14 protein-coding genes are annotated in these 22,679 nt (G+C 71.3%); 11 read left to right on the forward strand and 3 right to left on the reverse strand.

Translation table 11 applies throughout. The features are described from left to right. Window positions 1–18 precede the first annotated feature (18 nt). From ACWGJM_RS13545 to ACWGJM_RS13595, 11 genes are all read left to right on the forward strand, one after another. Entirely contained in the window at window positions 19–2,556 is a 2,538-nt protein-coding gene (locus tag ACWGJM_RS13545; RefSeq protein WP_453411831.1) for a Pls/PosA family non-ribosomal peptide synthetase, read from the forward strand. Between the two features lie 13 nt (window positions 2,557–2,569). Further along, window positions 2,570–5,839 (forward strand): non-ribosomal peptide synthetase, encoded by a 3,270-nt coding sequence (locus ACWGJM_RS13550; RefSeq protein WP_453411832.1) that lies wholly within the window; start codon window positions 2,570–2,572, stop codon window positions 5,837–5,839. 42 nt (window positions 5,840–5,881) lie between these two features. Further along, window positions 5,882–6,889 (forward strand): TauD/TfdA family dioxygenase, encoded by a 1,008-nt coding sequence (locus ACWGJM_RS13555; protein WP_453411833.1) that lies wholly within the window; start codon window positions 5,882–5,884, stop codon window positions 6,887–6,889. Beyond that, on the forward strand, window positions 6,886–7,956 hold the full coding sequence (gene sbnB, locus ACWGJM_RS13560) for a 2,3-diaminopropionate biosynthesis protein SbnB (RefSeq protein ID WP_453411834.1): 1,071 nt from the start codon (window positions 6,886–6,888) through the stop codon (window positions 7,954–7,956). Before ACWGJM_RS13555 ends, sbnB begins: the two co-directional genes overlap by 4 nt. Before the next feature lie 37 nt (window positions 7,957–7,993). Continuing rightward, the gene (sbnA, locus tag ACWGJM_RS13565) at window positions 7,994–9,031 is read left to right on the forward strand and encodes a 2,3-diaminopropionate biosynthesis protein SbnA (protein WP_453411835.1); all 1,038 of its coding nucleotides are present in this window, start codon (window positions 7,994–7,996) and stop codon (window positions 9,029–9,031) included. Window positions 9,032–9,054: 23 nt separating this feature from the next. Further along, a complete protein-coding gene (locus ACWGJM_RS13570; protein ID WP_453411836.1) occupies window positions 9,055–10,023 on the forward strand; it encodes a cyclase family protein in 969 nt (322 codons plus the stop codon). A gap of 99 nt (window positions 10,024–10,122) precedes the next feature. Beyond that, complete coding sequence (locus ACWGJM_RS13575) at window positions 10,123–12,981, forward strand: SpoIIE family protein phosphatase (RefSeq protein ID WP_453411837.1); 2,859 nt, start codon at window positions 10,123–10,125, stop codon at window positions 12,979–12,981. Between the two features lie 63 nt (window positions 12,982–13,044). Then, entirely contained in the window at window positions 13,045–14,592 is a 1,548-nt protein-coding gene (locus ACWGJM_RS13580; RefSeq protein WP_453411838.1) for a sugar ABC transporter ATP-binding protein, read from the forward strand. Then, entirely contained in the window at window positions 14,589–15,680 is a 1,092-nt protein-coding gene (locus ACWGJM_RS13585) for an ABC transporter permease (protein WP_453411839.1), read from the forward strand. The genes ACWGJM_RS13580 and ACWGJM_RS13585 overlap by 4 nt, the downstream gene beginning before the upstream one ends. A gap of 62 nt (window positions 15,681–15,742) precedes the next feature. Beyond that, a complete protein-coding gene (locus ACWGJM_RS13590; protein ID WP_453411840.1) occupies window positions 15,743–16,906 on the forward strand; it encodes a substrate-binding domain-containing protein in 1,164 nt (387 codons plus the stop codon). A 96-nt stretch (window positions 16,907–17,002) separates the two neighbouring features. Further along, window positions 17,003–17,701: a GAF and ANTAR domain-containing protein gene (locus ACWGJM_RS13595; RefSeq protein WP_453411841.1), complete on the forward strand. Its 699-nt coding sequence runs from the start codon at window positions 17,003–17,005 to the stop codon at window positions 17,699–17,701. 72 nt (window positions 17,702–17,773) lie between these two features. Here the strand turns inward: ACWGJM_RS13595 and ACWGJM_RS13600 are convergent, their stop codons facing one another. The 3 genes from ACWGJM_RS13600 to ACWGJM_RS13610 all read right to left on the reverse strand — a co-directional run bounded on the left by ACWGJM_RS13600 (window position 17,774) and on the right by ACWGJM_RS13610 (window position 22,303). Next, window positions 17,774–19,669 (reverse strand): phospholipase C, encoded by a 1,896-nt coding sequence (locus tag ACWGJM_RS13600; protein ID WP_453411842.1) that lies wholly within the window; start codon window positions 19,667–19,669, stop codon window positions 17,774–17,776. A gap of 199 nt (window positions 19,670–19,868) precedes the next feature. Next, complete coding sequence (gene efeB, locus ACWGJM_RS13605; protein WP_453411843.1) at window positions 19,869–21,089, reverse strand: iron uptake transporter deferrochelatase/peroxidase subunit; 1,221 nt, start codon at window positions 21,087–21,089, stop codon at window positions 19,869–19,871. Next, entirely contained in the window at window positions 21,086–22,303 is a 1,218-nt protein-coding gene (locus ACWGJM_RS13610) for an EfeM/EfeO family lipoprotein (protein WP_453411844.1), read from the reverse strand. Before ACWGJM_RS13610 ends, efeB begins: the two co-directional genes overlap by 4 nt. Window positions 22,304–22,679 lie beyond the last annotated feature (376 nt).

Consider the following 22,679-nt stretch of genomic DNA (forward strand, 5'->3'; position numbering starts at 1 on the left):
CGCGATCTAGGAGGTCGAATGGTGGAGCAGTCCTCCGAGGTCCCCATATCCGGACCAGTGACCGAGACGGAAAGAATGCTCGCGGACGTACTGGCCGACGTCACGTCTCTCGAGCGCATTCCGGTCGACAGCCACTTCTTCACCGACCTCGGCGCCAACTCCCTGGTGATGGCACAGTTCTGCGCCCGGATCAGGAAGAGGGCGGATCTGCCGTCCGCGTCGATGAAGGACATATACCGGCACCCCACGATCCGCAGCCTGGCGGCCGCTCTCGCGGCGGCGGCTCCCGCGGCCGCCGAAGCACCGGTGACGCCGACGTGCGGGCCGCCGCGCCGGCCGACGAGCCGGCTGCGCTATTTCCTCTGCGGATCCTGCCAATTGCTGGCCTTCCTGGCTTACTCCTTTGTGGCGGGCCTGGTCACCTCCCGGGGATACGAGTGGATCGCCAACGGATCGGGTCTGGCGGACATCTACCTGAGGTCACTTCTCTTCGGGGGCACCGTTTTCGTGGCCATGTGCCTGTTCCCGGTCATCGCCAAATGGCTGCTCGTCGGCCGCTGGAAACCCGGCGAATTCCCGCTCTGGAGTCTCGCCTATCTGCGCTTCTGGCTCCTGAAGGTGCTCCTCCACGCCAATCCGATGGTCTTCTTCGTCGGCAATCCGCTGTACGTGCTGTACCTGCGGGCACTCGGCGCGCGCATCGGCAAGGGGGTCACGATCCTCTCCCGCTCCGTACCGGTCTGCACCGACCTGCTCACGATCGGGGCCGGGACGGTGATCCGCAAGGACGCGTTCCTGCTCTGCTACCGGGCACACGCGGGCCGCATCCAGACCGGACGGGTCACACTCGGCCGCGACGTGTTCGTCGGCGAGAAGACCGTCCTCGACATCGACACGTCGATGGGCGACGGAGCGCAGATCGGTCACTCGTCCGCCCTGTACCGCGGCCAAGCGGTGCCGGACGGGGAGCGCCGGCACGGCACCCCGGCACAGCCCACCCGGACGGACTATGTGAGGGTCGCTCCGGCGAAGTGCGGCACCCCGCGCCGGGCCTGGTTCGGACTCCTGACCCTTCTCCAGCTGTTCTTCGTATACCTGCCGCTGGCCTTCGGCGGGGTGTACATGCTGTTCACCGGGGTTCCGGCGATCGGCAGTCGGCTGGGCCCGGACAGGGACGGCCTCGGGCCGTCGGCCCTGATCACCGACGCGCTGCTGCTGTCCCTCGCGCTGTTCTTCGGTTTCGTCATCGTGGGTCTCGTCGTGCTGTACACCGTGCCGCGGCTGCTGAGTCTCGCTGTCAGACCCGACAGGGTCTATCCGCTCTACGGATTCCACTACGCGGCGCACCGGGCGACGGCCCGCATGACCAACGTGAAGTTCTTCGCCTGGCTCTTCGGCGACAGCTCCTACATCGTGTACTACCTGCGCGGCCTGGGATACGACCTGTCCCGTGTCGAGCAGACCGGGTCGAACTTCGGCACCGAGGTGCAGCACGAGAGCCCCTTCCTGGTCACCGTCGGCAGCGGCACGATGGTGGCCGACGGGCTCTCGGTCCTCAACGCCGACTTCTCCAGCACGTCCTTCCGGGTGTCCCGGGCGTCGATCGGGGCACGCAACTTCCTCGGCAACAACATCGCCTACCCCGCGGGCGGCAGGACGGGCGACAACTGCCTGCTCGCGACGAAGGTGATGGTGCCCCTCGACGGTGAGATCCGTGAAGGGGTGGGGCTCCTGGGCTCCCCCTGCTTCGAGATCCCCCGCTCGGTGGAGCGCGACACGCGGTTCGATCACCTGCGGACCGGGGACACACTGCGCCGGCGTCTCGCCGCGAAGAACCGCTACAACCTGCGCTCGATGGCCGTCATGCTGTTCGCGCGGTGGCTGCACACCTTCCTGCTGACGCTTCTCGCGCTCGCCTCCGTCGACCTGTACGGCGTGCTCGGGCATGTGGTGATCGCCGGATATCTGGCCCTCACGCTCGCGTCGACCACCCTCTACTACATCCTCGTGGAGCGCTGCATCACATCGTTCCGCGCGCTGCGGCCCCAGCTGTTCTCCATCTACGACCCGCGTTTCTGGCGGCACGAGCGCCTGTGGAAGGTCCCGGACGAGCACCTGAACATCTTCAACGGGACCCCCTTCAAGGCGCTGGTCTGGCGGCTGCTGGGTGTGCGCATCGGCAGCAGGGTGTTCGACGACGGCTGCTACCTGACGGAGCGGACGCTCACCACCATCGGCGACGAGTGCACCCTCAACGCGGGTAGCAAGATCCAGTGCCACTCGCAGGAGGACGGCACCTTCAAGTCCGACCGCACCACCCTCGGTGCCGGCTGCACGCTCGGCGTCGGCGCCCATGTGCACTACGGCGTGACGATGGGCGACGGCGCCGTGCTGGCAACCGACTCCTTCCTGATGAAAGGCGAGGAAGTCCCCCCGGACACCCAGTGGGGCGGCAACCCCGCTGCGGACATGCCCGATGCCCCCGGCCAGTTCAGCGGCATCGGCTCGGAAACAGCAATGTCTACGGTCAACGGCGCTGCGGCGACGCTGAGTTGAGGAAGGCCAAGCGATGGGAGCGCGTGTAGAGGCGGACCGGGAGTACTGGAGCCGTGTGCTGACCGCCGGAGGTCTCACCCCGGTGCCACGATGGGCTCCGGAGCCGGTCGCGGGAGTCGCCGAGTACGAGGCGACCGTGCCGGACGCCGTGGCGACCGCGGTGCGTGAGCTGGCGCGGCAGTCGGCGGTGCCGGTGAGCGCGGTGCTGCTGGCCGCGCACACCAAGGTACTGGCCGCCCTGTCCGGCGAGCGGGAGGTTGTGACGGGTTACGTCGCGGGCGAGCGGAGCGGACCGCTGCCGTGCCGGCTGACCGTTTCCGACGGGACCTGGCGCTCGCTCGTGGCCGAGGCACACCGGGTCGAGGCCGAGTTGCTGGCACACCGGCACTTCCCGGTGGAGGATCTGCGGCAGGAACTGGGGGTGGCGGGCCCGTCGTACGAGGTCGTGTTCGACCCGGCGGGGGAGGAGGCCGGGCTCGTCGAGGACGCCGCGCTGGGCGTCGGCTGGTGCGACCAGGACGGGCGGCTGTCGGTGCGGCTGCGGTACCGCACGCAGGTGCTGGACACCGACTGCGCGGCCCGGGCCGGGGGCTATCACCTGGCCGCGCTGCGGTTGATCGCGGCGGACGCGGACGCCGATCACACTCGGCAGAGCCTGCTGTCCGCCGACGAGGTGCACGAGCAGATCGAGGGGCTGGCCGGGCCCCGCCGGGAACTGCCGTCGGCGCGGGTGCACGAACTGTTCGAGCAGCGGGTGCGCGCGCATCCGGATCTGGTGGCGGCGGTGCACGGCGAGCGGGAATGGACGTACGGCGAGCTCAACGCCCGCGCCAACCGGCTGGCCCGGGCCCTCCTGGAGCGTGGACTGGGCCGGGAGGACGTGGTCGCGGTGGTCACCGAACGCCATCTCGACTGGCTGGCCGCGACCTTGGCGGTGTTCAAGGCGGGCGGCGTCTACCTGCCGATCGAACCCCACTTCCCCGCCGGACGGATCACGGCGACACTGTCGCGGGCAGGGTGCCGGCTGGTGCTGACCGAATCCGGCGGCACCGACACCCTCGACCAGGCCCTGGCCACCCTGCCGGGCGTCGAGAAGCTGCCGATCGAGACGGCGTACCGGCAACAGCACGACGGCGGAGACGTCGGAGTGAAGGTAGCCGCCGGCCAACTGGCCTACATCTACTTCACCTCCGGCTCCACCGGTGAGCCCAAGGGCGCGATGTGCGAACACGCGGGCATGCTCAACCACCTCCACGCCAAGATCGACGACCTGGAGATCGCCGAAGGATCGGTGGTGGCACAGACGGCCCCTCAGTGCTTCGACATCTCGCTGTGGCAACTGGTGTCCGCGCTGCTCGTCGGCGGGCGGACCCTGCTGGTCGGGCAGGATGCGATCCTGGACGTCGAACGGTTCCTCGACACCATCGTCCGCGGCCGGGCCGCCGTGGCGCAGGTCGTGCCCTCCTACCTGGAAGTGGTCGTCTCGTACCTGGAACGGCAGCCCCGCGCGCTGCCGGACCTGCGGTGCGTCTCGGTGACGGGCGAGGCACTGAAGCGGGAGCTGATCCAGCGCTGGTTCGCGATCCAGCCCGGGATCAAACTGGTCAACGCCTATGGTCTGACGGAGACGTCGGACGACACCAACCACGAGGTCATGGCCGGCGTCCCCGAGCGTGTGCTGCTCGGGCGTGCGGTCAACAACGTGCACGTCTACGTAGTCGATGAGCATCTGTCGCTGGTACCCCTGGGCGCCCCGGGACTGATCGCCTTCTCCGGCGTCTGCGTCGGACGGGGCTACGTCAACGACCCCGAGCGGACCCGTGAGGCCTACCGGGAGGATCCGTACCGGCCGGGGGAGCGGCTGTACCTCGGCGGTGACTGGGGCCGCTGGCAGCCCGGCGGCCGACTGGAGTTCCTCGGCCGCCGGGACAACCAGGTCAAGATCCGTGGCTTCCGTATCGAGATCGGTGAGATCGAGAACACCTTGCTGCGGGTTCCCGGAGTGCGCGACGGCGCGGTGGTCGTCGCCGAACGGGCCGACCACAGCAGGCACCTGAACGCCTTCTACACCGGCCGGCACCTCCAGCCCGACGTGCTGCGCGAAGCGCTGGGCGCCGAACTGCCCGCCTACATGATCCCCTCCGCCTTCCACTGGCAGCCCGCCCTGCCGCTGACCGCCAACGGAAAGACCGACCGGAAGGCCCTCACCGCGCTGGCCGAGCGGACGGCCGCCGTACAGCCCGTGCAGAGCGACGACACGGGCGAGCACGACCACGTCCTCCGCACCCCGACCGAGCGGAAACTGGCCGCCGTGTGGGCGGAGTTGCTGGGCGTCCCCGAGCACCGGATCGGCCGCACGGACCACTTCTTCGACTCCGGCGGCACGTCACTGTCGGCGGTGAAGCTCACCATCGCCCTGGACCGTGCCGTCTCCCTCAAGGACATCACCCGGCACCCGGTACTGGCCGACCTCGCCGCCCTCCTCGACGGCACCGCCCGGCAGCGCCCGGAGCTGCTCCAGCCGCTGTCGGAAGCGGGCGGTGCGCCGGACTGCGTACTGGTGTGCTTCCCCTACGCGGGCGGCAACGCGGTCAACTACCAGCCGATGGCCGGCGCCTTGGCGGCCGGCGGGGTCGCGGTGCACGCCGTCGAACTGCCCGGTCACGATTTGGCCGCCCACACCGAGCCGTTCGCGCCGATCGAGGAGGTGGCGGACCGGGTCGTCGCCGAGGTCACCGCCCGCGGCCTGACCAGGGTCATGCTGTGGGGCCACTCGTCCGGTGCGGCGCCGGCGGTGGCGACGGCGCGGAAGCTCCAGGAGCACGGCGTCGACGTCGCCCGGGTGTTCCTCGCCGCCCAACTCCTCGGCACCGCCTCCGACCGGCGCGCCGCCGTCGCCGAGCTGACGGGCCTGAGCGATGCCCGTATCGCCGCGAGACTGACCGCGGACAGCGGCTACACCGAACTGCGGGAACTGAATGCCGAGCACGCCGAGCACGTCGGTGCCGCCTACCGGCACGACTGCGTGTCCGCCCACCGCTACTTCGCCGCCGCCCTGACAGCCCCACCCGCGGTGAAGCTGACCGCGCCGGTCACCGTGGTCGTCGCCGCCGACGACCCCTACACCGCCGCACACGCCGGCCGCTGGCACGACTGGCAGCTCCTGGCCGAACGCGTGGAGCTGCACGAACTCGCCGACGGCGGTCACTACTTCCTGCGCACCCGCCCGGCCGGGGCCGCCCAAGCCGTCCTGGGCGCCGTCGAACCACTGGCCTCCTCCTGAACCTCCCGTCGCCTCCCACGGGGCAACCGAAAGGAGACAGAGATGTCGTCCTCACCACCCCTGACAGCATCGCTCGACGTAGAGCCGCAGCCGGACAGACCTCCGATCCTGCGGGTCGAGTCCCCCGGGGACGCGTCGAGTTGGGCGGCCGAGCACCGCGAAGCGCTGCGCGCCCAGGTCACCGAGCACGGTGCGCTGCTCGTCCGGGGCCTGGGGCTGCGGGACGCGGCCGGGGCCGGAGCCGTGTTCACGGCACTCACCGGCGGCCTGCTGACGGAGAAGGAGGCCTTCGCCCCCCGCGACGCCCACGGCCCGGGGGTGTACTCCTCCACGCCCTGGCCGGCGAACCAGCCGATGTGTATGCACCACGAACTGAGCTACGCGCTCGAGGTGCCCGGCCTGATGCTGTTCGCGTGCCTGACCGCGCCCGGCGAGGGCGGGGCGACGGCGGTGGCCGACGCGGAGGACATGCTCCGGGCGCTGCCCACCGAGGTGACCGAGCGCTTCGAACACGAGGGCTGGCTGCTGACCCGCGCCTACAACGAGGAGATCGGGGCGTCCCTGACGGAATCCTTCGGCACCGACGACCGCGCCGCCATCGAGGAGTACTGCCGCGCCCACGCCATCGACTTCACCTGGCAGCCCGACGGGTCCCTGCACACCCGGCAGCGGCGCAGCGCCGTGGTACGGCACCCGCTCACCGGCAGGCGGTGCTGGTTCAACCAGATCGCCTTCCTCAACGAGTGGACGCTCGCCCCGGAGGTGCGCGAGTACCTGGTGGACGTCTACGGCGAGGACGCACTGCCGTTCAACACCCGCTTCGGAGACGGCACCCCGATCGGCGAGGACACCGTCCGGCTGCTCAACACCACCTACGAGGAACACACCCGGCGCGAGCCCTGGCAGGACGGTGACCTCATGCTCGTCGACAACATCCGCACCGCGCACAGCAGAGAGGCCTTCACCGGAGAGCGCCAGGTACTCGTCGGCATGGCCGAGCCCCGCCGGCTGCCCGACAGCTGCCCGACCCCGGAGGCGAGCCGGCGATGACCAACCTGTTGTCACCCACCACCCAGCGGTCCGGCTCCGGCCCGGCCCCGGCGCCGACCTTCGCGGTGATCCCCGGCGCCCAGGTCCAGCAGGCTCTGAGCGGGCGCGAGAAACAGATCGTGGAGCTCGTCGAGGCCACCTACCGGCTGCACGGCGCCGGCCGGTCCGTGAACCCCCCGTCGTACTTCCTGCGCTTCCCGGACCGCCCCGCGGACCGGATCATCGCGCTGCCGGCCTCCATCGGCGGGTCGGTCCACGTCGACGGCCTGAAATGGATCTCCAGCTTCCCGGCCAACGTCGGTGCGGGTCTGCCCCGGGCCTCCGCGGTCCTCATCCTCAACGACCACGACACGGGCTATCCCTTCGCCTGCCTGGAGAGCTCCATCATCAGCGCGACCAGAACCGCGGCCTCCGCCGCACTGGCCGCCGACCGGCTCAGCCGCACCCGGCCCCGCCCCGCACGCGTCGGCTTCTTCGGCACGGGCCTGATCGCCCGCTACATCCACACCTTCCTGACCGGCACCGACTGGGCGTTCGACAAGATCGGCGTGTACGACGTCTCCGCCGACAGCGCGGCCGGTTTCCGCGGCTACCTGGAGCAGTCCGGCGCCCCCGGCCAGGTCACGGTCCATGCCGGCGCCGAGGAACTCATCCGCTCCAGCGACCTCGTCGTCTTCGCCACCATCGCGGGCGAACCCCACGTCAGCGACCCGGCCTGGTTCGCCCACAACCCCCTGGTCCTGCACATCTCCCTGCGCGATCTGGCCCCGGAGATCCTGCTGTCCTCGGCCAACATCGTCGACGACATCGAGCACTGCCTGAAGGCCGACACCTCGCCCCACCTGGCCGAGCAGCTCACGGGCAACCGCGACTTCCTGGACGGCACCCTCGACGACGTCATGAGCGGCCGGCTCACCCCGCCGTCCGACCGGCCGGTGATCTTCTCACCGTTCGGGCTCGGCGTCCTCGACCTCGCCGTCGGCAAGTACGTCTACGACGAAGTGGCCCGGGCGGGACAGCTCCGCCTCATCGACGACTTCTTCCACGACCTGCGCCGGTACGGCTGAGGCGAATCCGCTCGGCGCCGGCATCCGGAGGCCCACCGTGCCTGTCATATCCGCTCCCCACGCCTTCAACGAAGGCCATCTGTTCGTCGACCTCGAGCCGGTCCTCGGGTGCCGTCTCCACCTGAAGTGCGAAGGCTTCAATTTCGCCGGCTCCGTCAAGTTGAAGGCCGCGAACGAGATGGTGGAGGCAGCAGAGCGAGACGGCCTGCTCACCGAGGACTCGATCGTGGTCGAGTCCTCATCCGGAAACCTGGGCGTGGCGCTCAGCGTGATCGCCGCCAGCAAGGGTTACCGGTTCCTGTGCGTGACGGACTCCCGTTGCAACCTGTCGACCAGACTCCTGATGGAGGCGCTGGGCAGCGAGGTGCACGTCGTGGCCGACCTGGACGCCAACGGCGGCTTCCTCGGCAAACGGATCGACTACGTCCGCGCGCTGTGCGCGTCCGACGACCGCTATGTGTGGCTCAGCCAGTACACCAACGCGGGCAACTGGCGGGCGCACTACCGCACCACGGGACCGGAGATCGCCGGCCACTTTCCGCGGCTCGACGTGCTGTTCATCGGGGCGGGCACGACCGGGACCCTGATGGGCTGCGCGCGCTACTTCCGGCAGTGGCACCGGCCGGTGCGGATCGTCGCCGTGGACAGCGTGGGCTCGGTCTCCTTCGGCGGCGAGCCCGGCCGCCGGATGATCCCCGGCCTGGGCATGAGCATGCGTCCGCCGCTGCTCGACGAGTCCTACGTCGACGACGTCGTCCGGGTCGAGGAGGTGGACACCATTCGCACCTGTCACCGACTGGCCCGCCGCGGATTCCTGTTCGGCGGCTCCACCGGGACCGTGGTCAGCGGCGCGACGGACTGGCTCGCCCGGCACGACACGGGGGGCCTGACCGCGGTGGCCATCGCCCCCGATCTCGGCGAGCGCTACCTCGACACCATCTACCAGGCCAACTGGCTCCAGGACCTGTACGGCGACGAGATCTTCGACCCCGAAGAGGTGCCCGCGACCTCCCCGAGGGGCAAGCCGATGGCGCGGCGCCGCGCCATCGGCGGCGACCGTGGAACGGAGCACTGATGCGGCCGGAACGGTGAGTGCGGATGAGCTCGAGCCCCGCGAACGCCCCGAGGCCCGGACCGGCCGGTACCGGTAACGGGCCCCCCGTCTCCCGCCAGGAATTCGACACCCTCTTCGACGCGGTGCGCACATGGGGCGGATGGTGCCCGGCCGACCGCGGGGCCTGGAACCGTGTGACCGGGGACCACGTACGGCGGGCCGTGGCCGCAGTACGGACCGGGACGGTCGTCCCGATGGCGTTGCCCTGGAACACCCGGCCCGGCCCCGACAACCCCAAGCCCGCCCTGCACCACATGACCGATCTCGGTGATGTGGAGAGCCCGGAACCCTCCACCTACAAGGACTTCATCGCCGTCGACTACCACGGCAAGGGCGTCACCCATCTCGACGCGCTGTGCCACATCGCCTACCGAGGGCAGCTCTACGACGGCCGGCCGGCACACGAGGCCGTCGATGCCTCGGGCGCCCGCTTCGGCACGGTGTCCGCGCTCGGGCCCCTGGTGACGAGAGGAGTGCTCCTCGACCTTCCCGCCGTCTTCGGGATCCGCTGGCTGGAGCCGGGACAGGCGGTGCACGCGCGGGATGTCATCGCCGCCGAGAAGGCGCTCGGGGTGACGATCGGCGAGGGCGACGCGGTGCTGCTGCGCTCCGGGCAGGTCCGCCGGTGCCGGGAACTCGGTGCCTGGGACCCCGGCACGGCCGGCGCGGGCTTGCACGTGGACGCCGTGCCGCTGCTGGCCGAGCGGGGGATCGCGCTGCTGGGGGGCGACGGCGACAGCGACGTACGGCCCTCGCCCGTCGACGGCGTGCACTCGCCGGTGCACGCGCTGGCCGTCGCCGCGATGGGGGTCCCACTGCTGGACAACCTCGATCTGGAGGCCCTCTCCGTCGCGACCGCCGAGGCCGGCCGGTACGAGTTCCTGCTCGTCGTGGCGCCGCTGAACGTGCCGGGTGGGACGGGCTCGCCCGTCACTCCGGTCGCGGTCCTGTGACCGTGACTCGTGAACCCGATGCCCGTATCCTCGTCAATGCCAGACTTTTCCGTGAAGTCACGAAAAGTGGATTTTCTCGGGGTGTGAGTGGGACGAAGCGTGGTTCGGTCCGGCGGAGAACCGAAACCGGCGGGGCGTGCGACAGACGGCACGGGGCCCGCTCGTTTCCGTGAGCGGTTTCTCCAGGGTGAGCCGGTCGGGACGGGCGTACGCACGTCCATCCTGAACTCCTGGCAGCGCTGCCGGTCCCTGGGGCTCTCGCCCGACCAGCGCGACCTTCCCTTCCGGGAGGACTTCGATCCCGGCGGACGGGTCGCCCGCGCGGCCGTGCCGGTGCTCGACCGGCTCCAGGCCAGGTTCTCCGGCAGCGAGATGAACATCTCCGTCGCCGACGCGAACGGAACGGTCCTGCTGCGCCGGTTCGGACGGGCGTCGCTGGCCAGAAGCCTCCCGGCGATCCAGAAGGTCCCGGGCTTCGTGTTCGCCGAGCAGGTCGCCGGCACCAACGGAATCGGGCTGGCCCTGGCGGAGCGCCAACTCATCCGGGTCTACGGAGCAGAGCACTTCGCCGAGCGCTCTCAGGGAAGCGCCTGCCTCGCGCTGCCCGTCCGCGACCCGCTCAGCGGGCGCATCGAGGGAGTGCTGTGCATGGGCTATCCGCGCAGCGCCGAGACCCCGGGGCTGGGCGCGGTGATACGCAAGGCGGCCGCGGCCATCGAGCGGCGGCTGCTGGGGCAGAGCTCCGAGCGTGAGCGTGCGCTGCTCACGGCGTACCTGGCGGCGGAGGCCGAAGCGGCCGCCGGCCCTCACCACAGCATCGCCGTGGACGAACTGGCCCGCGAGCTGCGCCCGTGTGACCAGGCCATGCTCCTGGAGAAGGCCACCGAGCTGATCTCCGGCGCGCGGCGGGCCGCCGTGGACGTGTCCCTGCCCGGCGGACGGCGGGTCACACTCCTGAGCCGTCCGATGACGAGTGCCTCCGGGACGGAAGGCATCGCCGTCGAGGCCGTCCTCCCCGGGGCCTCACCGGCGGAGGTCCTCGTCGTCCCGCACCCGTTCGACGCGACGGCGGGCTTCGCCGCCGGACCTGTCGTCGTCTGTGCCGTCCCCCCGCTCGCGCGCCGGTCCCTCACTCCGCCGTCGGGGCACCTGCTCTGCGACGGCGCGGCCGGCCCGGTCGCCGCGGGTGGCAAGGCCGCGACCAACGGGGCCGACGCCACGACGGACGATCACCCCGGCCGGCCGTCCGAGGCCAGAGGGCTGGTGATGGTGGGGGAGCCGCGCGTGGGGACGTACGCCCTGGCCGCGCGCCGCCGCCTGGAGTTGCTGTCCGAGGCCAGCGCCCGCGTCGGCACCACCCTCGACGTGCGCCGGACCGCCGAGGAGCTCGCCGAGACGGCCGTCCCCCGACTGGCCGACTACGTCACCATCGACCTCGTCGAGGCGGTACTGCGCGGTGAGGAGTCCGCGGACCCCCTCGGCGACCTGGGCCGCGCCGTGGTCCACGGCATCCGCGACGACCTTCCCTTCATCCAGGTCGGCAAGCGGCCCGACTTCGGCCCGACCGCGCCCCAGCTGCGCTGTCTGACCAACGGACAGGCGGTGCTGGAACCGGACCTGAAGGTCGCCGCCGGCTGGCTCGCCCTCGACCCCGAGCACACCGAGGCGCTGCTGGCCCACGTCCACACCCTCATCGCGGTACCCCTCGTCGCCCGCGGTGTCGTGCTGGGCGTCGCCGGCTTCTACCGCTCCCAGGATCCGGCCCCCTACGGGGACGACGACCTCTCGCTGGCCCAGGAACTCGCCAGCCGTGCCGCCCTGTCCATCGACAACGCCCGGCGCTACACACACGAGCGCACCATGGTCCTGGCCCTCCAGCGCAGACTGCTTCCGCACGGCCTGCCCGACCAGGACGCCGTCGAGGTCGCCCACCGCTACCTGCCCGCCGAAGCCGACGTGGGCGGGGACTGGTACGACGTCATCCCCCTCTCCGGCAGCCGCGTCGGCCTCTTCGTCGGCGACGTCGTCGGCCACGGCATGCTCTCGGCCGCCACCATGGGCCGGCTGCGCACCGCCGCGCGCAGCTACGCCGAGCTCGACTTCCCACCGGACGAGGTCCTCATCCACCTCGACAACCTCGTGGGGCGCCTGGACCGGGAGGACCCCGACGGCGAGGGCGCCGGCATCATCGGCGCGACCTGCCTGTACGCCATCTACGACCCGACCACGCAGCGATGCGTCATGGCCCGCGCCGGCCACCCTCCGCCCGCGCTGGTCCGCCCCGACGGCACCGTCACCTATCCCGCCCTGCCGGCCGGACCCCCGCTCGGCCTCGGCGGACTGCCCTTCGACACCGTCGAGATCGACCTGCCCGAGGACAGTCAGCTGGTCCTCTACACGGACGGACTGATCGAGGACCGGCACCGCGACGTCGACGCGGTCCTCGAGCAGCTGCGCGGGGCCCTGGCACACGCGGACCGCACACCAGACGACACCTGCGAGGCGGTCCTGGACGCGGTGGCGCCCGACCACCCGTACGACGACATCGCCCTGCTCGTCGCCCGCGTCCACGCCCTGGACGCCCGGCAGATCGCCACCTGGGACCTGGCCGCCGACCCCGCCCTCGTCAGCGAGGTCCGTGCGTCCGCCAACCGGCAACTGGCCGACTGGGGCGTCGACGAGGCCGCGTTCGCCGCGGAACTGATACTGAGCGAGCTGCTCACCAACGCCATCCGCCACGGGGCCGGCCCCATCCGGGTGAGGCTGCTGCACGACCGGGCCCTGATCTGCGAGGTCTCCGACGCCAGCAACACCGCCCCACACCTCCGTCGGGCGGCCAGCACCGACGAGGGCGGCCGCGGTCTGTTCCTCGTCGCGCAGCTGTCCCGGAGCTGGGGCACGCGCTACCTGCCGCAGGGCAAGGTCATCTGGGCCGAGTGTGGACTCGACGCCGTGTGAGGCGGATGCGGCGCGCCCTGATATGCCCGAAATGAGATGTTTTATTCGGCTAGTATCCCGCTTGTGCACGACGCTCCAGACCCGTCTGCGAAGGCGCCGGCGCCCGTCGGGACACCACCCCTGGTCCGCATCCGCGGGCTCGGCAAGCGGTTCGGCGGCACCGTAGCGCTGGCTGGGGTCGACCTCGACGTCCACGCCGGAAGCGTCCTCGCCCTCCTCGGGCCCAACGGCGCGGGAAAGTCCACGCTCATCAAGGTGCTCGCCGGCGTCCATCACGCCGACGCCGGGAAGATCACGGTGGACGGGCACCCGCTCGGCAGCGACGCCGCCTCCCGGCGCATGTCCTTCATCCACCAGGACCTCGGTCTCGTGGAATGGATGACGGTCGCCGAGAACGTCGCCCTGACCACCGGGTATCCGCGACGCGCCGGGCTGATCTCCTGGCGGCGGACCCGCGAGCGCGGCGCCGACGCCCTGGGGATCGTCGCCGGACATCTCGACCCCGACGCGCCGATCGCCCGGCTCGGCCCGGCGGAGCGTTCACTGGTCGCCATCGCCAGAGCCCTGGCGGCATGCGCGAAGCTCATCGTCCTCGACGAGCCGACCGCCCGTCTCCCGGCCCCGGACTGTGACCGGCTCTTCCGCGTCCTGCACACCCTGCGCGACCGGGGGCACGCCGTCCTCTACGTGAGCCACCGCCTCGACGAGGTGTACCAGGTCGCCGACACCTTCGCCGTGCTGCGCGACGGCCGCCTCGTCAGCCACGGCCCGCTGGCGGGCCACAGCGCCGTCCGCCTGGTGCACGACATCGTCGGCGAGGAACCGGCCGACTACCAGCCCACCACGGCTCCGGCCGACGGGCCGCCCGTGCTCACTCTCGACGGCGTACGGACCGCCGGCGCCGGACCGGTCAGCCTGGAGCTCAGGGCCGGGGAGGTCCTGGGACTGGTCGGTCTCACGGGCGCCGGACACCTGGACCTGGGCCGGGCCCTCGCCGGCTCGCACGCCCTCCTCGACGGGCGGGCCCTGCTCGGCGGCCTGCCCTATCACCCCCGCACGGTCGCCGACGCCGTCCGCCTCGGTGTCGGCTTCGTACCGGGCGACCGACTGCGGGAAGGGTGCGCCGCCGATCTGACCGTACGGGAGAACCTCCTGGCCAATCCGCGCGCGGGAGGCGGACCGGCGCCGAGCTGGATCGCCCCCCGCCGCGAACGCGCCGAGGCCGAGACCCTGATGGAACGGTTCTCGGTGCGTCCCCGTGACAGCGAGGCGCCCCTCGCCACCTTGTCCGGCGGCAACCAGCAGAAGGTCATGATCGGCCGGTGGCTGTGGGCCGGCCCGCGCCTGCTGATCCTCGAGGAGCCGACCGCGAGCGTGGACCTCGGGGCCAAGGCCGCGATCTACCGTCTGCTCGACGAGGCGCTGGCCGCGGGCCTCGCGGTCCTGCTCGTCTCCACCGACTTCGAGGAGGTCGCGGGCGTGTGCCGGCGGGCCGTGGTCCTCGTCCGCGGGGCCGTGACGGCCGAACTGAGCGGCCCGGCCCTCACGGTCGCCGGGCTCACCCGGGCGGCTTCGGCCATGCCTCGTTCCGGAACCGCGACGAACCCATGACGGCGCCGCCCTCGCCCCCCTCGCCCCGGCCGCGACCGCACCGACCGGGCGGTCACCTCATCGGCGCCTACGGCCTCCTGGCCCTCACGGCCCTGCTGGTCCTGATCTTCTCCCTCGCCCTGCCGCGCACCTTTCCCACGCTCGACACCGTCGACTCGATCCTGTCCAACCAGTCGATCCCGGCCGTCCTCGCGCTCGCCGCCATGGTCCCCATCGTGACCGGCGCGTTCGACCTCTCCCTCGGCTACGGCCTCGGCCTGGCGCACGTCATGGTGATGCAGCTCCTCGTCCACGAGGGGTGGCCCTGGCCGCTCGCCTGTCTCGCGGTGATCGCCGGAGGGGCGGCCGTAGGCGTCCTCAACGGTGTGATCGTGGAATTCGGCCGGATCGACTCCTTCATCGCCACCCTCGGGACCGGCAGCATGATGTACGCCGTCACCGGCTGGATCACCGACGGCAGCCGGATCGTCCCCGGCCCGCGAGGCCTCCCGGCCGGCTTCACCGGCCTCTACGACTCCACGTTCCTCGCCCTTCCGGTACCCGCCTTCTACGTCCTCGTCCTCGGGCTGGTCCTCTGGCTGCTCCTGGAGCGGCTGCCGCTCGGCCGGTACCTGTACGTCGTGGGCTCGAACCCGCGCGCCGCCGACCTGGTCGGCATCCCGGTCCGCAAGTACACCGTGTACGCGTTCGCCGCGTCGGGGCTGATCGTCGGCATCGCCGGTGTGCTGCTCGCGGCCGAGCAGCAGCTCGGCAATCCGAGCGTCGGCCTCGACTACCTGCTGCCCGCCTTCACCGGCGCCCTCCTCGGCTCCACGGCGATCAAACCGGGCCGCCCCAACGCTCTCGGCACCTTGGTCGCCGTCGCCGTCCTCGCCGTCGGCCTCACCGGCATCGCCCAGCTGGGCGCCGACTTCTGGACGGTCCCGCTGTTCTACGGCGGCACCCTGCTCATCGCCGTCGGCCTGGCCGGCTACGCCGCCCGCCGCCGGCTGCGCACCGGCGCCGCCGCGGCCCACGACGCGCCCGCCGCACCGCCGCCGCCGTCCTCCCCGACGCCGGAGGGCGGCACCGCCGGACCCGCTCCCTGACCCCGCCCCGGTGCCCCCGCCCCCGGCCGTAATCTCCGCTCAGCCCTCCGCGAGGAGCTCCCGTGCACGGCAACCGCAAAGCCACCCCCGGCGCCCGCCGGGTCCGGCTCGCCTCGTGCGCCCTGCTGGCCGCGGCGATCGCCCTCGCCGGCTGCGAACGCGGCACGACGGGTGACTCGGGGGAGTCCACGACCGGCCCGAACGGCTGCCCCGCCGTCCACGCCAGGGCCCAGGCCGCCGTCGACCGGGCGGAGCGGACCGACATCCCGTCGAACGGGCCGACCACCGGCCCCTCGGCGGTGTCCGGCAAGACCATCGTCTTCGTCGCCCAGACCATGACCAACCCCGGGGTCGCGGGCGCCGCGAACGGGGTGCGGGACGCCGCGCGGGTCATCGGCTGGAACGTCCGGGTGATCGATGGCCAAGGCACGCCTGCCGGTATCCGGGCGGCGATGAGCGAGGCGGTGACCCTCAAGCCCTCGGGCATCGTCATCGGCGGATTCGACCCCGGCTCGACGGCCCCGCAGACCGCACGGGCCAACGCCGAGCGCATCCCGCTCATCGGCTGGCACGCGGTCGCCACTCCCGGCCCCAGCCGGCGGCCCCAGCTCTTCACCAACGTCACCACCCGCGTCGAGGACGTGGCCGGCATCAGCGCCCAGTGGGTCATCGCGGAGTCCCGCGGCCGTGCCGGGGTCGTGCTCATCACCGACGCCTCGATCCCCTTCGCGAAGGACAAGTCCGACCTGATCAGGAAGGAGCTCGCCACCTGCCGGGGCGTGAAGCTGCTCGCGTACGAGAACATTCCGATCCCCGATGCGAGCAGCCGCACCCCGCGGGAGATCTCCTCCCTCCTGTCCCGGTTCGGGAGCGAGTGGACCCACTCCGTGGCCATCAACGACCTGTACTTCGCCGACGCGGCCCCCGCCTTCCGAGCGGCGGGCCGGAAAGGCTCCGGCCCGCCGTTCAACATCGGCGCTGGTGACGGAGACCCCTCCGCCTTCCAGCGCATCAACAGCGGGCAGTACCAGGCCGCCACCGTCCCGGAACCGCTGTCCCTCCAGGGCTGGCAGATCGTCGACGAGTTCAACCGCGCCTTCTCCGGCCGCCCGGCCAGCGGATACGTGGCCCCCGTCCACATCACCACGGCCGGCAACAGCGGCGGTGCCACGTCCTGGGACCCGTCCGGCTACCGGGAGGCGTACCGGAAGATCTGGGGCGGGTAGCAGGGGCCGGCATCACCGACCGCGTGTCTCGCGTCCGTCGTACGGCGTCGACGGGGCGTACTGTGGCCGCAACGGTGACCGAGGCGGTGGTGGCGGATGGAGTGGCGCGAGTTCGCCGAGCGGATGGCTCTGCTCGCGCGGGATCTGCTCCGGCAGGACTCGGTCCAGGAGACGCTGGACAAGATCACGGCGTCCGCGGTGAAACTGGTCGAGGGCTGTGACGCGGCGGGGATCCTCGCGGTGCGCAAAGGCAAGGCGGTGACCTTGTCCACCTGCGGTGACATGGTGCACGAGAGCGACCGGCTCCAGGGTGAGCTGGGTGAGGGGCCGTGCTTCGACCTGGCCCGCGGCGCGGACAACGGTGGCGAGCGCGCCTTCAGGATCGCGGACATGACCCAGCCGCAGCCGACCTGGCCCCGGTACGCCGCAGGCGCCCGCGAACTCGGCATCGGAAGCATGACGGGTGTCCTGCTTTACACCCACAACGAGGACTTCGGCGCGCTGAACCTCTACTCGAACCGCCCCGGAGCCTTCAGCCACGACATAGAGACCGCCGGCTGGCTGCTGGCCTCGCACGCGGCCGTCGCCCTGGCCGACGCCCGCGCCATCGACCAGCTCGAGCACGCCCTGGAGACCCGGCACGCCATCGGCGAAGCCATGGGCATCCTCAGGGAACGCCACGGCCTGAGCGAGGAAGAGGCCTTCGACGTGCTGCGCCGCCTGTCCCAGCACCACAACGTCAAGCTGCGGGACGTCGCCCAGCGGGTGAGGGACGAAGGCACCGGCCCGGCCTGATGCCCATGGTGGGGTGCCCGGCCGTACGACCGTGGCACCCCACTTCTGCGCAGCCTGGCGACTACCGGCGTCCTATGCTGCCGCGGTCCCGCCCTTGGCGTTCGCCCTGCGGCGGTGCAGGGCGAACCCCGTGGTCACCGCGCCGGCGGTGAGGAGGCCGGCGGTGAGAGCGAGCGGCAGGGCCGGGGAGGCGGAGCTGCTCGCGGCGGCGTTCTGCGCCTTGAGGTCCTGGACGTACGGCGGGTACGCGGCATGCGTGGAGGCGGCCGTCGAGGTCTGGCTGTAGTGCGGGATCCGCTGGACCGACTTGACCGAGCCGTCCGGGTTCAGCAGCACCTGCTTGTCGTCGGGGTGCCGGAAGTCGAACATGTGGGTGAGCGTGCCGGAGCGCTGGTCGAAGGAGGCGTCGCCGATGCGGCCGGTGTGCCAGTTGTCCTCGATGAACTTGGGGATCGACGCCTGCTCGGTGGCGGTGTGGTCCACCGAATTCACCTTGCTGTAGGGGGAGATGACCAGCAGCGGCTGCCGGGTGCCGGGGCCGCAGCGGTCCGCGTAGCCGCCCGCGGCGGCGGGACCGGCCTGGCAGGCGGGACTGTCGAGGGCCTGGCCGTTGGAGCCGGCGGTGGAGTCCTTCGAGCCGTTGAGCACATCGGCGGCGACGTGGTCGTACCAGCCGTCGGAGTCGTCGTAGGCGACCACGACCGCGGTGGACTTCCACTGCGGGGACTGCTGAAGCGCGTTGATCTCCTGGACCAGGAAGTGCTGCTCGTCGATCGGGTCGGAGTAACCGGCGTGGCCGTCCTGGTACTCGGCGGCCTTCAGGAAGCTCACCGCGGGGAGGTTTCCGGCCGTGAGGGCGGCGTCGAAGTCGGTCAGGTCGTAATTGTGGTTCGCCCGGCCGTCGTGTCCGATCTCGGCGACGTCCTTCGGGGCCAGATGGTGCGGGTTGGACGTCGACTTGTAGTACTGGAACGGGGAGTGGTGAGGGCTGTAGTCCTCCGCGGACGCCCCGCCGATGTTGGTGTGGGTGGTGCCGCCGCACTTGGCGTAGTCGCCCTGCTTGCCGTCCCAGGGGGTGCTGGGCCGGAAGCCGCCCTGGAACCAGCCCCAGCTCACACCCTTGGAGTTGAGCAGGTCACCGATGTTCTTGCCCTGCATGGAGGCCAGTGCGCTGGTGCTCGTGTGGTCCTTGTCCGAGCAGTCGTCGTAGGCCGGGTCGGGGTCGTTGACGACCGTGCCCACGCCCTGGGCGTTCGGGGAGACGACGGCGTACGAGTCGGGGGTCTTGGTCTGCTTCGGGTTCTCCGTGCCGGACGCCGGGTCGGTCGAGACGACGCCGTGGGTCTGACCGGAGATCAGATTCAGCGCGCCGGGTGTGGAGGGGCCGTAGACCGAGCTGAAGGAGCGGTCGTTGAGGGCGTAGTGCTGGGCGTAGTTCCACAGGCCGGTGACGGTGTTGCCGTCGTAGTAGTCCATCACCAGGCCGGGCTCGCCGAAGAGGCCCGTGCACTTGCTGACTTCGGTGTTCTCGACGTACTTGTCGGCCTTGCCGCCGTCCGCCGCGTACTGCTCGGGGCTGTAGGAGTGGTTCTGGTCGCAGGTCATGGCCTGCGAACTGGCCAGCCGCTTGGGCGCGTACAGGTTCGGGTTCTTCGTCAGCAGCCCGGCGTTGAGCAGGTTGTCGGCCTTCGGGGTGTGCCTGTCGGCCTTGAACGTGGTGCCGTCGGTGTTGGCGGCTTTGGGATAGGTGGCGAAGTAGTGGTCGAACGAGATGTTCTCGTCGTAGATCACCACCACATGCTTGATCGGAGTCGCGGTACGCGTACCGGGGTGGTGGCCGTGGCCGCCGGGCGCCGCCGCCGACGCCGGGACGACGCCGCCGGCCGTCGCCAGGGCCGCCGCGCCGAGCAGGGCGCCCACACGGCTCAGCCGGCGCCGCGCACTTGAGGTTCTTCCTGTGCCGATCATGCTGTCTCGCCTTTCCGAGAGCACTGATTTCCGCTGCCGGGACACCGAAGGCCCTGGCAGCCACAGCGGGATCCTCGGCAATGCCGGCGGCGGGGCGGGGGTGCGGCCATGACAGGTGAGCGAATGTTCGGTCAGGAAACTCTCATGGTCTTTTGGCCTGTTCTTGACCGCTATGGCGGCGCGGGAGCAAGCCACGGGATCAAGCCAGGAGGGCGCGTCCCAGCCAGTCGGAGCTGTCCCGTACTCCGGGCAGGGCGAAGAAGTAGCCTCCGCCGAACGGGGTGATGTAGTCGACCAGGGGCTCGCCCGCCAGCCGCTTCTGCACGGTCTCGAACTGGCGGGTGAGGTCCTGCTGGTAGCAGCAGAACAGCAGGCCCATGTCGAGGTTGCCGTTGGAGTCCATGCCCCGGTCGTAGTTGTAGCCGCGGCGCAGGATGCGCTGTCCGGCGGTGGCTGCGGTGCGCGGATCGGCCAGCCGGATATGGCTGTCCAGCGGGATCACATCACCCTTCGGGTCCTGTGCGTAGTCAGGGGCATCGGTCTCGTGGCGCCCGTCCAGGGGCGCGCCGGTGTCCCGGGAGCGGCCGAACATCCGCTCCTGCTCGGTGAGGGAGACCCGGTCCCAGAACTCCACCAGCATCCGGATCAGCCGTACGACCTGGTAGCTGCCGCCGGCCGCCCAGTCCGGCTCGCCGCTGCTCCTGCCCACCCAGACCAGGCGGTCCATCTCGCGGGGGTCGCGCACGTCCGGGTTGGCGATGCCGTCCTTGAAGCCCATGTGGTTGCGCGGAGCACCGGAGGGGCGGGAGGGGCTGACGAAACCGTCCATCCGCCAGCGCACCTGCATGCCGCCCCTGGTGTGCCGCGCGATGTCGCGCAGGGCATGCAGCACCGTGTCCGGGCTGTCGGCGCAGAACTGGACGCTCAGGTCGCCGTGGCACCAGGCGGCGTCCAGGTCGTCGTCGGGGAACGACGGCATGGCGGTGAGCCGGCGGGGCCCGCGGTCCGCGAGACCGTAGCGGTCGTCGAAGAGGGAGGCGCCGACACCGACCGTGACGGTCAGCCGGTCGGCCGGGACGGTGGGGCCGAGGGTGCCGGAGTCGGCGGGCGGGGCGGTGATGCCCAGCTCCTCCGGGCTGCCGCCGGCGGTGAGGAACCGGGCCCGGTCGGTGAGTGTGCGCAGCAGGTCGGCGAGTTCGCCGCGGTTCTCCGCGGTGGCGTCGAAGGCCACGAGTGCCGTGGTGCGCTGCGCCGGCGTCACGATCCCGGCCTGGTGCGGGCCGTGGAAGGGGACGGTCCCGCTCTCCCGGGACGGAGCGGCGGAGGCGGAGTCGTGGTCGGCGGCCACCAGTCCGGCCCCGGCCACGGCTGCCGCGCTCGCCAGGAAACTCCGGCGGCCGACCTTGTTCGCGGCGTTCACGCGGTCCTCCGTATGTCGGTGAGGGTGGCCACGTCGGCGAGCCTCTCCACCAGTTCGCCCATGTCCGCGTCGGTCTTCTCCCGCTGCCCGCGAGTGAGTTCGGACAGGGGTGTCCACGTCTCGCCGTGCCGGAAGGAGTCGAGGGTGTGACGGGTGCGGTCCAGCCATGAGTCGAGTGCGGTGAGACCGGTGTCGCGTGTGCGCAGCAGCGGGCGCAGATACCCGAGCAGTACCCGGGTGCCGTCGAGGTTGGCGCGGGCGGTGGCCAGGTTGGTGCCGCTGCCGTAGTCCGTGCGGCCGGTCAGCTCGAACTGCACGGTGTTCTCGAGGATTTCGTGCGCCCTGAGGCCGACGTCCGCCGGGTCCATCCGCTGCCCCGGCCAGCTGTCGCGCAGCGTGTGCACGGCCCTCGCGAGCCGGTCGGCCGGGCCGCGCAGGCTGCCCGCCGGCTCGCCGTGCCACAGCCCGTACTCGAGGCGGTGGAAACCGGCGAAGTCCGGGTCGTGGACGCCGCCGGACAGCCCGCCGGCGGTGCCGTTGATCTCCTTGTCCGCGTCGCCGAAGGTGCCGTAGGCGGCGCCCATCCGCTCGTACACCAGGTGCGCGGGCAGCCAGGCAGCGCGGGCCGCCGCCAGATCCCCGCGGCGGACGGCGTCACGCAGCGCGTCGGTCCTCTTCGCCAGCTCGACGGTGCGCGCCTGGATCCACTTCTGGTAGGCGAGCGTGGGCGGGATCAGGTCCTGCTGGCTCACCGGCACGGCGGCCGGGCCGCTCTTCACGGAGCCGCCGGTGACGCGCACGGTGGGGCCGGTGACGGCGTCCGCGTCGTCGGGCAGACACTTGAAGGCGTACGAGCCGTCGCCGAGCGTCACTCGCAGCGGGCGGACGGTGCCCGGCGCGAGCCCTTCGACCTCGCCGTAGACGGCGCCCGTCGCGGGGTCCGTCAGGTACACCTCGGCCGCCGTGCCGGAGGTGTTGTGCAACTCGAAGACCTGGCGGCCGGGTTCGGGGTGCGTCCAGCCGCGACCGCAGCCGGCGGCGGCGATCCGGACGGTGGTGTGCCGCAGACCGTCGGCCGCCGCTGCCCGGTGTCCGCTCCCGCCGGAGCCGCCGGCCGTCAGCACCCCGGCGGTCACCGCGGTCGCGGCCGCCAGCGCGCCGACCGCGAGCAGCGCGGTGTGCCGCCGGGCGGGACCGGAATCGGCTTCAGGCACGCTGGGCCTCCTGAAGGTCGTACGGACGAGGCGCCATGATCCTAGGCAGGCCGCAGAGCCGCAGCCGCCTCCCTGACCAGCTGCTGACCAGGGCGAAAGCGAGAATTCGTCCGCGGTTCACCCGCTCGTCCGGTCGGCGGCACCGAGTGAGGCGCGTCACACTCGCGGCCGCTCGCGTCTTCAGGAAATGCACAGCCTTCTCAAGGGAATTTCCTATCGCTGCCCGTCAAAGGCGTATGTGGAATTCCTGTGACCTCGGTGGTGTGGCATTGCGGGTGGGATTCGGCATCTCCCCGTTGCGTATTTTCCCGATCCGTTGAACACGCTCTTCGGGTGCTGCGTATGAATGCGTGAGACGGACGGTCGAGTTCCCCGT

It is taken from the genome of Streptomyces sp. NPDC054834, assembly GCF_053611185.1.